Raw genomic sequence first — 12967 nt, 5'->3', positions numbered from 1 at the left:
GTAATTCACCTTAGAAGCCAGACTGAACTAACAGATAGAGCCAGTTCATTCACAAGATTGGTCCAGATGATCAATCTGGTTCTGATCTTGCTTTAAACATGAGCAATCATTGTGCCTATCAGGAAATAAATGGATGGCTGAACAGCTTTTAAACATCGAATTTGATGCAGAACGCACGCTTCAGGATCAGATCAAAGAGCATCTGATCAACCTGATTTTAGGGGGGTTCTTACCTATCAGAGAGCCCCTGCCCTCGTCCCGCAAGCTGTCTGAGGTCTTAGGGGTTTCCAGGAATACCGTATCGCTGATCTACGAGGGTATGGTGGACGCAGGCTATTTGGTGTCAGAAGCACGTCGGGGTTACTTCATTGCACCACTTTATCACCGCAGTGAACAGCTTCGCACCAATATAGAACCGGAAGAGCAAACCCATCCTCCCCAATGGCAAAACCGTTTTTCGATCCGGCCTAGTTCAGATACCAACATTGTTAAACCCAACGACTGGTCCAGTTTCGAATACCCGTTTATCTACGGACAGATACAGAATGATTTTTTCCCTCTCAAGGAGTGGCGCCAATGTTCGCGTAAAGCGCTTTCCGGCAACTGGGCCCATTACTGGATCAATGATCAGGTCGACAGTGATGATCCTATGCTCATCGAACAGCTCAGAACCCATATACTTCCACGACGGGGAATCTACGCTGACAGCAGTGAAATAATTATTACCATTGGCACTCAGAATTCGTTGTACCTTTTAGCAAACCTATTATGTAACTCAGCAACCACTATTGGCCTTGAAGACCCTGGCTTTCGGGATGCTTTCAATATCTTTTCCAGTTTCGGTGCGAATATAAAGCTCCAGCCAGTTGACCAACAAGGCATTGTGCTGGATGAAAGGCTTCACGATTGTGATTACCTGTACGTCACTCCCAGCCACCAGGTTCCGACCGGTGTAGAGCTTTCGGCAGAAAGGAGGCAGCGTTTACTGACGATGGCAAAAGAACAGGACATTGTTCTGATTGAAGATGACTATGACAGTGAGATCAACGTACAAAACAACCCCATACCCGCATTAAAAGCGATGGACCGGGACCAGCGGGTGATCTACACCGGCAGCTTGTCAAAATCGATCTCTCCAGGGTTAAGGCTCGGCTATATGGTTGCAGACGAAGAGCTGATCGCTGAAATAAGGGCCCTTCGCCGATTAATGTATCGGCACCCACCCACAATAAACCAAAGACAAGTCGCGCTGTTTCTGTCACAGGGGCACTATGAAGCATACCTTCGAAAGATTCGCGCACTCTACACACAGAAAGAGAAACGAATGAGCGCCGCCTTAGAAGAATATCTGCCATCGATGATCACCACCCCCATCAGCAACGGTTCAAGCTCGGTTTGGCTTGAAGCATTTAAAGAGATCGACACTGAAAAGCTCTCCTGGCAAGCCAGTAGAAAAAGCATTTTGATCGAACCTGGTGCAAGCCATTTCCTTCGCGAAAGCCCTCCAAGCCACTATTTCAGACTAGGCTTTTCGGCGATTGCAGCCCATAAAATCGAGCCTGGCATCAAAGCGCTGAGTGAAGTCATTGATCACTGCTAACCTCTCTGGACTCATAAAGGTTTATATCTGGCACTAAGGGAAAAAGCGCTCTGCCCACTAAGTTAGTTAGCAACACATCACTTTGGTGAATGCTAATTTAACAACGGGCAGAACTGTGATTACCCAAAATATTGAATATGCCATACCGCTTATCTTTTGCGCGTCAGTTATCCGCGCATACACGGGTTTTGGTTTTGCCGCTTTCGCGATTATCGGTCTTAATCTGCTATGGCCCCCGCAAGTTAGTGTTCCGGTTATTCTGCTAATCGATCTGATCTGTGGTTGCTGGCTGATACCTCAAGCCATTCAACACGCTGACAGATCCCTTTTAAAGCAGCTAGCATCGGGAGCTATCATCGGCGCTCCACTGGGCCTGCTGGTATTAATCTGGATGCCAGAACTGTGGATCAAAGTGGCCACCAGCGTGCTGGTGCTCTATATGAGTATCAATCTTGCGCTACAGCACTCCAAAGACCTGCGCATCCTCAGTCCGGTTAAAAACATAATCATGGGCACTGTATCTGGTGCCATAACCGCTGCGGCCTCTGTGGGTGGCCCTCCACTGGTGGCTTACCTGACGGGGTGTAGCTTACGCCCGCAGCAACAGCGCTCTGTACTGATCATTTTCTTTGCCATAAGTACGATTTTTTCACTCTTACTGATGGGTTTTACCGGCCTGATCTCTACTCAGGTACTTTATGCTGTCGTGCTTTTGATCCTGCCGGCCTTAGCCGGAGCCTATCTGGGCAACCGACTGTTTCACTTCAGACAACCTAAGTCATTCCGGCCATTAGTCACACCGATGTTAGCCCTGCTGGCGCTGGTCAGTTTGATACTGAACCTCAACTTATTCGATTTTGACAGCTTTGATCTGGTGCAGATGGATGCACATCTGGCAATTCTGTCTTGAACTGGAGACTCTTATGAATCAATCAATGCACGAAGTTATAGACCAACTACACCAAGACGATAAAACCCATGTCTGGCACCACCTGACCCCCGGCGCTGCGGCTGAAGCTGGCCTGCCGATGTTTGTTGAAGGTGAAGGCTTAGTCATTCGCGATAGCCAGGGTAAAGAATATCTGGATGCCTCTGCTGGAGGCGTATGGGTGACTAATGTGGGCTATGGCCGCAAAGAAATTGCCGACGCGATGCACGCTCAACTGACCAAACTGAACTTTTTCGCGAGTTCCATGGCAGGGGTACCGGCTACAAAATTTGCAAAGCGCCTGTTAGAAAAAATGCCCGGACTAAGTCGTGTCTACTATTCTAACTCCGGATCAGAGGCCAATGAGAAAGCCTTTAAAATGGTCCGTCAGATTTCTGCGAAACATCACGGCGGTAAAAAATCAAAAATCCTTTATCGTGAAAGGGACTATCATGGCACAACGATCGCTGCGCTAAGCGCAACCGGACAGACCCAGCGTCGCGCACAATATGGTCCCTTTGTACCCGGTTTCGTTGAGTTCCCCCATTGCCATGAATACCAATCTCAGTATGAATTGAGCGAAGACAAAAGCTATGGTGTTCGTGCTGCGCAAGCGATGGAAGAAGTCATTCTTAAAGAGGGCCCGGATACCGTAGGGGCAGTGATTTTAGAGCCGATTACTGCCGGTGGCGGGGTAATTCTGCCGCCAGAAGGATACTGGCAAGAGATTCAGCGCACCTGTAAGAAGTATGAGATTCTACTAATCATGGATGAAGTCGTTTGCGGTATCGGTCGCACCGGTAATTGGTTCGGCTATCAGCACTTTGATATCCAACCTGACATTGTCACCATGGCTAAAGGGGTGGCCTCAGGCTACGCCGCTATCTCCTGTACAGTGACAACTGAAGCGGTGTTTGATCTTCTACAGGAAGAAGCTGGAGATGAACTGGGATACTTTCGGGATATTTCCACATATGGAGGCTGTCAGGCAGGACCTGCAGCGGCGTTAGCAAATCTGGAAATTATCGAACGTGAAGGCCTGATCGATAACTGCCGAATTCAGGGCGAACGTTTATTGGCAGGCCTTGAGAAACTAAAAGCCAAATACCCAATCATCGGTGATGTGCGAGGTAAAGGCCTGTTTGTCGGCATCGAGCTGGTAACAGACCCGGTTAATAAAGCCCCCGTTGCTGATGCCATCACTGTCGGCATTGCCGCAAGGTGCAAAGCGTTAGGGCTACTCATTGGCAGAACCAATCGCAGTTTTACTGCTGCTAACAATATCCTCAACATGAGCCCCGCCCTCATCGCAACGGATGCGGATATTGATAAGATCCTCAGTATTCTGGATAAAGCCTTCGAACTGGAAACAACAAACGAATAGCAACAACGTTGGAGTTGGCACGCTTGCTCCCTACCCTCTGTTGGAACATAAAAAAAGCGCTGTTTATTTTCATAAACAGCGCTCGAAGAAGATCTTTCAGCAACAGAACCCAATTCCCATAAACGCTTGCTGAAGATCGGTCCATCTTACAGGATAGTTAATGGACAAAAGCAAAAGCAGTTAGTTCAAATTTATACGCAGATAACTCAGAAACAGATCAATCCAGATGGATTTTTTGCCAGATTTTCTTGCGGTTTTTCAGAAGAATGATCAGCGACCCTGCAGAACCCGCTATCAGGAACGCCACATAGAATAATTGCAGTGCCGATACATCAGTATACATAGCCTATCCTCCTTAACTTGATGACATTATTATCACGCATCAGCTAGCAAAGGACTGTATCGACATACCCATACAAAAAAGCCGCAGGCCTTTCGGCGTGCGGCTTTTTTAAAGAAGTGAAGATTACTTCATATTGTTCATCGCTTTGAACTTAGCCATCAGCTCAACTGGCTGCTTTTTCTTGTTGCTTTTGTTCAAAACAAAAACAACAGTCTGACCTTGAGGACCAGCAGCGATCTGAGTGAAACGATATGGTGCTTCACCTACTGTGCGAACGTCCTCCATATCTTCCAGAGTGCTGAATACGTAAAGACGGCCGTCTTCACCACGCATCTCACCGTAGAACTCTTCAGCAGCTTCCAGCTTGCCGTTGTACATGTCGATACCAGCAATACCAGACAGCTTCTTCTTATCTTTGCCTGTCAGGCCGAAAACCAGCGTTTCGCCCTTTGGACCACCACCGATGTAAACTTTGCGGTAAGACGTTTCGCCAACCTGTAGGAAAGACTGGTAAGTCGCGAAATCATCAAACACGTAGTGACGACCTTCATGAGACACTTCGTAAAGGTCATCATTGTTCATCTGAACTGCCGCAGCTGCTTTAGTTTCTTCAGGTTTAGCCTGGTTTGTGTGACAACCAGACAGTGCGATCATCGCGCTTGCAACAACAGCGCCTGCGATCAGTTTTTTCATGGGAGGGCCTCTTTATTCGTGTATAAATTTCACTGCGAACTTTACTGAGGCTTTATTACAGAACAATGTCACTTTTACTGAGACTTTGTTACAGAGTGATTTCAGTTTGATTCATCCATCAAACTGAAAGTAATAAAAGTCGTGAACAATAAAAGGGTGACTATCGCCGGAGGGTAAGGAAACAAGAGCATTAGACTCAGAACAGCGATCCATAGCCACTTAGCTTTGCTCCTTTTTGCTTTGTAATCAGAAGTAAAACGTCGTCGATGGAAATGATTAGCATCGGGCGTTTTATCCCTCATCCAGTTTGGAGCGATAAGACTTAAAGTAAATAAGACGAGATATCGAAACACAAAAACACCTATACCGATATAAAAGGCCACACATAATCAGAGCAGTCATGGTGATTAACGCTGGCCTTATATAGCATAGGTAACTGATCAGTAATCTGCCACGCGATAGAGCACCGAATCATGATAGCCGGTGGTCACTTTAATCACCCCAGACAGTAATTTATTAACCTGCGGGTCTCCACTATCAACGATCAAAGGGCGTCCTTCCAATGCCTGTAGCTTAGTTTTAGTCGCTATGACATTGATATTCTGTTTACCCAACCCTTTAAGTAAGGTCGGGCTCAATTGCTGATTACCACGTCCGATAATATGACCCTGACCACCGATCAAAGTGATCACTAATTGAGTCGCATGGCCTTCAGTCAGCTCGAGTAGTTGCTGAGCAGTACAATCAGACGCAATCAGCTCCCCATCCTTAACCAGATCAACCCCTAATAAGGTGTTATCCAGGCCCATCTGTTCCATAACCGCAGCCACAGTTGAACCAGATCCCATCACGTAATAGGCATCCGGGTCCATATTTTCAATCACATCGGCGGCGATATCATCCAGCACCAGCTCTTCTGACTCTTTGCCACCATTCTTAACATGCTGAAGATAGCGATGTTCCTGGGGAACTAACAGTTCCCCATAATATTTCGCCCTTACGCGGCCTTCACGGAAAGCAGCTTCATCTATATCACGCACTTCCTGATCACCCAGTGTAACCAGCTCACCGCGAACCAGCATAGCAACGATCTCGCCTGCTGCCTTAGGGGTTACTGCATAAACACCGGAGTGTATTTTTACACCCGCAGGAACGCCCAGCACAGGAACAGACTCAGCAATCGACTCGCATATGTTTCGAGCCGTGCCATCCCCTCCGGCGAAAAGGATTATATCTACGCCCTCTTCAACAAGGTCTTTTGCCGCCTGGAGCGTATCTTCTGCGGTTGTACTTCCCGATTGGATAGATCCCACAACAGAAGGTTTAAAACCCGCTTCAATTGCGATGTTTTCTCCCATCTCCTGTGGGTAAGTTACTATTTCTAACTCAAGTCCCTTTAAGACCTCCAAAGCCTGCAGGGTTCGCAAACCTGCTTTAGGTTCTGCGCCGAGCTCTATCGCTTTTTTGGCAGTATCTTCACCATCGCTTCCTTTCAATGCGACGCTTCCACCCACACCTGCCAGAGGATTGATAATAAGACCCAGTTTAAACACTAACTATCTCCAGATGACCTGTTTCGATAAGAAACTGCTGATAAACAAAACCAGCTAGTATGAGGTTTGTTTCCTCATCGAGTTCAATAAATTCTACGCCATGGCTAACCACCTTGGTTACACCACCTTCCGTTTGTTGCACACTTCGAATCACTGCAGACAGCAAGACCACTTGATCCACACCTGCAACCTTGAAGCGGGTCGTTACGAATAACTTTTCATCCTGCTTACCCAGCGTCACTGGCGCGTCAATACAGGCACCCTTCAAGCTGATATCTTTGCAGAAAGCATTTAAGGGCCAGTCCAGACGTAACCCTTTACCCGGTTCAAATTCATCAACCGATACCATCAGGTTAACCGGTACACGGGTATGACTGCGGATCCTTCTCACCTCGGTATCCGTTGGATACTCGAGATGCCAGTACGCAAAAGGGGATGATTGGATTTTCAGAACCCGGGCACTGAATGCGCAAATATAGTTACCACTCATTAAACGAACAGTAACCCGTGCGCCTTCATTGATTGCTACCGACTTTCTGGGTGCAGAAACCATCATGCTACCGTTCTCTCGATAACCTAGAAGCTGTACAGCATAGCGACCACGCGGTGTACGTGTCTCTATCTGTACTTTCTCACCAATTCGGGGGTTCAGTTCCGCAAGGGTACGTACTGATTTTAATTGTTCTAGAGCTTCAGCCATTCAAGCGCAACTTATCACTAACCGGGGAGTAAAACAGGTGTTATAGCTTAAGGTATTTAGGCCTAATCCGCTATCTGAAAACCCAGCGCAGCTAACTCTCCAGACGCGTCTGAAGGTAAAACGGTCATAGACCCAAACTCTCTGCGTACTGGATAATTTTTTCTTAAAAGGTCAAAAGCCTTGCGCTGTTCATCACTCTCAAGCCCCAATGTCTCTCTTAAACGCTGATCATCCGCATACGGATCATAAATAAGCTGCATAATTGACAAGGGGGTTCGGGATTCTTGCTCTATAAACGACAGATCGGATTCTGGCAGATAATTTGCCAATGGCTGCGGTACAGATTCATTGAAGAAGCGGCACAGGGCTTCTAACAACATATAAGTACCGCGAATTTTTCCATCAAGGCTATATCCAGCAATATGCGGCGAAACGATCTCACAACGCTCTGCCAGTTTACGATTAACCGCGGGTTCAAACTCCCAAACATCAAGAACGTAAAGAAGATCCGGTCTCTCTTCCCCTACTGTCAGTAACGCCTGGTTATCAATCGCAGGGCCACGGCCAGCATTAATCAATAAACATCCCGGCTTAAGTACACGAAGTTCGGATTCTGACAACAGATGTTGCGTGGGATGCTTTCCATCACAAATAAGTGGTGTATGTAGGCAGATAACATCAGCCTGCTCCAGCAGTTCATTCAGAGGGGCAAAGCCCTCCTCGTTTTCAGCACGCGGGGGATCATTAAGGAGAACCTTAAATCCAAGTCGCTTAAAGCGTTTTTCCAGTCGACCACCTACATTTCCAACACCAATAATCCCGTAGGTTCTCTGTTTCGGATCAAATCCGTGTTTATCCGCTAACGCATAGATGCAACTTAAAACATACTCAACCACGGCATCTGCATTACAACCTGGGGCATTACTGAATCCGATGCCATTCTGCACCAGATAGTTTTGATCAATATGGTCCGTTCCTATGGTCGCGGTCCCAACAAATTTTACTGAACTGCTGTCTAATAAAGCAGCGTTAACCTGCGTGATAGAGCGCACTAAAAGCACATCCGCGTCAGCAACATCTTCAGCTTTCAAATTCCGGCCCGGAGCCCGTGTCACCTTGCCAAAACCGGAAAACATCGCCTCCACCATCGGCATATTTTCATCAGCAAGTATTTTTAGATTTCTATTCTGCAATTTTCACTACTCCGGGCTTTACAAACCGCTCAGCTTCAGGCTCAATCCCCGGTTCGATTTCATTCTCTACGGGTTTTGGCAATTTGATCATTCGCTGGCAAAAAAATCAGGATTACTACATCGTCAGGATGTATCAGGACCTGGTTGGTGACTGGATTGTAAGCCAAAGCTGGGGCAATTGCTCTGAACAGAGCAATTCGTGCAGTCACACAGTAACAACCTCATACCAGGAAGCGAGATTAATCGTTAGAGAGATCCGCTTACGTCTCAAAAAAGAGGGTTTCCGCCACGTTCCAAGGAAAGAAACCCAACTTGGATTTGAGTTCGAACTCTGCCACCTTCCCGAACAGGGAACCCTGATTCCAGCCCCTGCCAACAGCCTGTAATATTTGTTACAGATCAATCCTGCTCAAACTCACGACTAAAGTACAACATTTCCCCCACTCGGCCTAATGCTATATTCGGTCCATATGCACTATAAAAATTAACCTACACTGTTGATAACAATAATAATTTGGGGAAGTAAATGAACGGCTCGTTTACCGGTTTTTATATTAAAAGCTTTATCCCGGCACTATTGATTACAGCCATAGCAGCAGGCATTGCCTTTTATTTAGGAACCACAGGCATTGGGCTTATACTCCTGATTGGCGCGACCATCCTTTCTTCGCTGCTGAGTATCTCCATTCTTCACAGCTCTTTATTAGGCAAGATAAGTGCTGAAGCAAAAGCGATTAAAGACTCACGTAGCGAAAACGTAACGCTTATTCCGTCGCTGTTTGGTGATATTTTCAGAAGCCCTGCAAGTGATGATCTGGGTCAGAAGCTATCCAGCAGCGCCAATAAAAATGCCATTGCAGCCGCTGAAGTTTCCTATTCAGCAGACACCCTGAAAACTAAGTTGGATAATCAGGTTCAGGAAGTTTCGCAGATTGCTCAGAACTCCGAAGAGATGACAGTCACTGTACAGCAGTCGGCGCAACAAGCTGAGTATGCCGCGGAAATGGCCATTCAGGCTAAGACTACCGGCGCAGAGGGCCAACAGGCGCTTACTGATGCCATGGGCAATATCCGCGAGCTTAACTCTCAAGCAGCCGAAACCCTGGTTCTGATTGAACAACTCAATGAGAAATCACTGAAAATCCAGGATGTGACCAAAGTGATCGAAGAGATCGCTGAACAAACCAATCTACTAGCGCTTAACGCGGCTATTGAAGCAGCACGCGCTGGCGATCATGGGCGAGGCTTCGCCGTAGTCGCTGACGAGGTTCGCCAGCTAGCATCACGTACAGCAAGTGCTACCGGTGAGGTAGAAAGCATTGTTGATGAGATCCGCGCAGAAACCAAGCAGGTTGTATCGCGAATTCAGACCCTATCCGGTGATGTTGAATCCGGCACTCAAGCGATGGAACAGATCAGTGAGCAACTCGGGGGAATCTCTGAACAATCTGCCGCTGTAGAGGAACAGATTTCGACAATCGCTGATGGTGCTCGCACGAATCGTCAGAACCTTGAAGTCATTTTTAACTCACTGCAAACGGTCCGTACTGAACTGGAAGAAAGTGACGCAGAGGTCAATCAACTAGCCGTTCAAGCCTCTTCCCTTATGGAAGCGGCCGAGTACTCAAGCGCGGTACTTGCAACCTCTTCTGAAGACAACTTCCATCAGCAGTTCCTTAAGATTGCCCGTAACGCGGCTGACAATGTACAGCAAAGCTTCGAGCAAGCGATTAACAGTGGCCAGATTACTGAATCGGCCCTGTTCGACCGTAATTACGTACCTGTTGAAAATACCAACCCGCAAAAATACGACACCCAGTACGATAAATTTACTGATCGCGTGTTACCGGGTATTCAGGAACCGACCCTGCAAGATTACTCAAAACTGATTTATGCAATTGCGGTAGATAACAACGGCTTTGTTCCTACCCACAATGATCAGTTTGCTCATCCGCTCAGTGGAGACTATGAAACAGATCTGGTGAAGAGTCGAAGTAAGCGATTATTTAATGACCGTACCGGTGCACGTTGCGGCTCTAACACTGAAACCATGCTGCTCCAGACTTATAAACGTGATACCGGTGAAGTCATGCACGATCTGTCAGTACCTATCTATGTGAATGGCCGCCACTGGGGGGGCTTCCGTATAGGCTACAAACCAGAAGATGGCTGATTTCCAGAGCTCATATAAAAGCCGTAATCAGCTCTGTTGATTGCGGCTTTTTAGTTTATGGGCAGTTCCTTTATTAGAACAATCCCTTATAATCGATAACATATTAATAGAATCGGGTTAACCCGTTCGGCCAAGCGTAAACCGACAGGATAGATAATGAGTAAATTTGAATTTGCAGAAATGCCAAACAAAGAAGGATTTTTTGGTGAGTTTGGCGGTCAGGAAATTCCACCTGAACTGAAAGCGATCATGGACGAGATCAATGACGCTTATGAAGAGATCCGTCAGAAACCAGAATTTCAACAGGAACTGGATTCATTATTTGCGGATTATGTTGGTCGCCCTAGCCCGATTTATCATGCGAAGCGCCTGAGTGAAAAACTCGGTGGTGCACAGATCTATCTGAAGCGTGAAGATTTAAACCACACAGGCGCGCATAAAATTAACCACTGCCTGGGTGAAGCTCTGCTGGCAAAATATATGGGTAAAACCAAAGTCATTGCTGAAACCGGTGCAGGTCAGCACGGTGTAGCATTGGCCACCGCTTGTGCTCTGGTCGGTATCCCTTGTGAAATTCACATGGGCCAGGTGGATATTGAGAAAGAACACCCTAACGTTACCAAAATGAAGATACTGGGTTGTAAGCTAATCCCAGTCACCCGTGGTACGGCAACGCTAAAAGATGCTGTAGACAGTGCATTCGAAGAGTACCTGAAAGATCCGGTTAACTTTATCTACGCAATCGGTTCAGTAGTTGGCCCACATCCATTCCCGAAAATGGTTCGTGATTTCCAGAGCATCATCGGTACAGAAGCGCGCGAGCAGTTCCAGGCTAAGAAAAACAAACTACCAGATTACATCACTGCCTGTGTTGGCGGCGGCTCTAATGCGATGGGCCTGTTTACCGCTTTCCTGAACGATGAAAGCGTGAACATTGTGGGTGTAGAGCCTGCGGGCGAAGGTCTGGATACAGAGCGTCACTCTGCAACGCTATCACTAGGTAAGCCTGGCATGATTCACGGCATGAAATGCTATGTTCTGGAAACAGAAGATGGCGAACCGATGCCTGTTCACTCCATTGCATCAGGTCTGGACTACCCTGGCGTAGGCCCACAGCATAGTTACCTGAAAGAGCTAGGTCGCGTTCAATACGAAACTGCTTCTGATAAAGAGTGCCTGGATGCATTCATGACTCTGTCTCAGGTTGAAGGCATCATCCCTGCGCTGGAAAGCTCCCATGCCGTAGCCTGGGCGATGCGTAAAGCGCCAGAACTCTCCAAGGATCAGACCATTCTGGTTAACTTGTCTGGCCGTGGCGACAAAGACGCCGACTACGTTGCAGACAAGCTGGGGCTGTAACTCCAAAATTCTTTAGTCACTTTGAAAAGGCCGGATTGATTCCGGCTTTTTTTGTTACATAATTCTTCAACTGTTTCATATCGATAAGACAAAGTAGGACAAACTACTTAGTGCAATTTTTCTTAGATCCGCTTACCCTCTATCCAGGCCATTGATACCTGTAAAAAATAAAGAGCCTTTGTCAGCAGATAATAAGAATAAATTTATGCGGAAAATTCTCGGTACTCTTGCACTCTGTTTAGCCACTTCACTGCCAGCCAAAGCAACCACTTTCAATGTGGTGGGCACTGAAGTCCCGCCTCTGATGTACAGCGTAGATGATAAAGCCAAAGGCTTTTATGTGGACCTGCTGGAAGCGATGGTTTCTAACCTCGATGACACGGAAGTGAAGATTAGCTTTTATCCAGCAAAACGTATGTTTCAGGAGATCGCGAAAACGGAGAAAACATTCAGTTTAGGGATAACTCGCAATGAGAAAAGAGAAGAACTCTATAAATGGGTAGGCCCTATCTATCCCCGCATATTTGCGCTTTTCAAGAATAAAGACCGTTCCGATATCCAGGTGGATAGTCTTGCGGATATACGTTCTTACCGTATCGGTGTCGGGCGAGGCTATGCTGCGGTGAATGATCTACTAAAAGCAGGCGTTCCGCAGAAGAATATCCACGAGGCAACTGATGACACCCTTAACATCAAAAAGCTGTTCCGCAACCGGGTAGATTTTGTAGTAATGAATGACATTATGCTTGCGGCACTGCTCAAAAAAGAGGGTAAAAACTGGGGTGATGTTGAAAAGGCGCTTATTTTGAATGACCAATATGAGTTCTGGTACGCCTTTAATAAAAACACGGATGACCAGACAATCGCTAAATTTCAACGCGCTCTTGATCAACTTAAAACCGATGGTCGCTACGATCAGATCGTCAAAAAATACTTCTGATAAGCCCGCACAACCAGCAAAAAAGGCTTTCCACTGGAAAGCCTTTTTTGTTACTCCGGTCTCTGAATGATTCCAGAAGCTAGAGATCGCTTCGCGGCGCC

The 12967-nt window shown here is 46.9% G+C and carries 12 protein-coding genes; 7 read left to right on the top strand and 5 right to left on the bottom strand.

Features of this window, described 5'->3' with window-relative positions:
• Positions 1-133: 133 nt before the first annotated feature.
• The 3 genes from pdxR (at position 134) to MED92_RS04120 (ending at position 3912) form a co-directional block, all read left to right on the top strand.
• A complete protein-coding gene (gene pdxR / locus MED92_RS04130) occupies positions 134-1600 on the top strand; it encodes a MocR-like pyridoxine biosynthesis transcription factor PdxR (RefSeq protein ID WP_007020238.1) in 1467 nt (488 codons plus the stop codon).
• A gap of 115 nt (positions 1601-1715) precedes the next feature.
• Positions 1716-2510 (top strand): sulfite exporter TauE/SafE family protein, encoded by a 795-nt coding sequence (locus MED92_RS04125; RefSeq protein WP_050764119.1) that lies wholly within the window; start codon positions 1716-1718, stop codon positions 2508-2510.
• 13 nt (positions 2511-2523) lie between these two features.
• Positions 2524-3912 carry an aminotransferase family protein gene (locus MED92_RS04120; protein WP_040662090.1) on the top strand — a complete coding sequence of 463 codons (1389 nt, stop codon included), beginning with the start codon at positions 2524-2526 and terminating at the stop codon, positions 3910-3912.
• A 217-nt stretch (positions 3913-4129) separates the two neighbouring features.
• On the opposite strand, the gene MED92_RS19305 is transcribed toward MED92_RS04120, so the two are convergent.
• The 5 genes from MED92_RS19305 to pdxB form a co-directional block, all read right to left on the bottom strand.
• On the bottom strand, positions 4130-4255 hold the full coding sequence (locus tag MED92_RS19305; RefSeq protein ID WP_007020235.1) for a hypothetical protein: 126 nt from the start codon (positions 4253-4255) through the stop codon (positions 4130-4132).
• A gap of 123 nt (positions 4256-4378) precedes the next feature.
• Complete coding sequence (locus tag MED92_RS04115) at positions 4379-4948, bottom strand: hypothetical protein (RefSeq protein WP_007020234.1); 570 nt, start codon at positions 4946-4948, stop codon at positions 4379-4381.
• Between the two features lie 440 nt (positions 4949-5388).
• Positions 5389-6501 (bottom strand): ATP-NAD kinase family protein, encoded by a 1113-nt coding sequence (locus MED92_RS04110; RefSeq protein WP_007020233.1) that lies wholly within the window; start codon positions 6499-6501, stop codon positions 5389-5391.
• Positions 6494-7201: a flagellar brake protein gene (locus tag MED92_RS04105; RefSeq protein ID WP_007020232.1), complete on the bottom strand. Its 708-nt coding sequence runs from the start codon at positions 7199-7201 to the stop codon at positions 6494-6496. The genes MED92_RS04110 and MED92_RS04105 overlap by 8 nt, the downstream gene beginning before the upstream one ends.
• A gap of 62 nt (positions 7202-7263) precedes the next feature.
• The gene (gene pdxB, locus MED92_RS04100; protein ID WP_007020231.1) at positions 7264-8394 is read right to left on the bottom strand and encodes a 4-phosphoerythronate dehydrogenase PdxB; all 1131 of its coding nucleotides are present in this window, start codon (positions 8392-8394) and stop codon (positions 7264-7266) included.
• 83 nt (positions 8395-8477) lie between these two features.
• Between pdxB and MED92_RS04095 the strand changes: the two genes are divergently transcribed.
• The 4 genes from MED92_RS04095 (at position 8478) to MED92_RS04080 (ending at position 12866) form a co-directional block, all read left to right on the top strand.
• Positions 8478-8780, top strand: coding sequence for a hypothetical protein (locus MED92_RS04095; protein WP_154715136.1), 303 nt, complete (start codon positions 8478-8480; stop codon positions 8778-8780).
• A gap of 140 nt (positions 8781-8920) precedes the next feature.
• Entirely contained in the window at positions 8921-10567 is a 1647-nt protein-coding gene (locus tag MED92_RS04090; RefSeq protein WP_007020229.1) for a methyl-accepting chemotaxis protein, read from the top strand.
• Between the two features lie 156 nt (positions 10568-10723).
• Entirely contained in the window at positions 10724-11926 is a 1203-nt protein-coding gene (trpB, locus tag MED92_RS04085; protein ID WP_007020228.1) for a tryptophan synthase subunit beta, read from the top strand.
• A 205-nt stretch (positions 11927-12131) separates the two neighbouring features.
• A complete protein-coding gene (locus MED92_RS04080; protein ID WP_007020227.1) occupies positions 12132-12866 on the top strand; it encodes a substrate-binding periplasmic protein in 735 nt (244 codons plus the stop codon).
• Positions 12867-12967 lie beyond the last annotated feature (101 nt).

It is taken from the genome of Neptuniibacter caesariensis (assembly GCF_000153345.1).
In the GTDB taxonomy this organism is placed as follows: domain Bacteria; phylum Pseudomonadota; class Gammaproteobacteria; order Pseudomonadales; family Balneatricaceae; genus Neptuniibacter; species Neptuniibacter caesariensis.
Note: the sequence above shows the minus strand (reverse complement) of the source record. Positions and strands in the feature narration are given on the sequence as shown.

Excerpts from the sequence above, each read along its gene's own strand:
- MED92_RS04115 (WP_007020234.1), bottom strand. The coding sequence starts at position 4,948 with ATGAAAAAACTGATCGCAGGCGCTGTTGTTGCAAGCGCGATGATCGCA.
- MED92_RS19305 (WP_007020235.1), bottom strand. The coding sequence starts at position 4,255 with ATGTATACTGATGTATCGGCACTGCAATTATTCTATGTGGCGTTCCTG.
- MED92_RS04090 (WP_007020229.1), top strand. The coding sequence starts at position 8,921 with ATGAACGGCTCGTTTACCGGTTTTTATATTAAAAGCTTTATCCCGGCA.
- trpB (WP_007020228.1), top strand. The coding sequence starts at position 10,724 with ATGAGTAAATTTGAATTTGCAGAAATGCCAAACAAAGAAGGATTTTTT.
- MED92_RS04120 (WP_040662090.1), top strand. The coding sequence starts at position 2,524 with ATGAATCAATCAATGCACGAAGTTATAGACCAACTACACCAAGACGAT.
- MED92_RS04080 (WP_007020227.1), top strand. The coding sequence starts at position 12,132 with ATGCGGAAAATTCTCGGTACTCTTGCACTCTGTTTAGCCACTTCACTG.
- pdxR (WP_007020238.1), top strand. The coding sequence starts at position 134 with ATGGCTGAACAGCTTTTAAACATCGAATTTGATGCAGAACGCACGCTT.
- MED92_RS04105 (WP_007020232.1), bottom strand. The coding sequence starts at position 7,201 with ATGGCTGAAGCTCTAGAACAATTAAAATCAGTACGTACCCTTGCGGAA.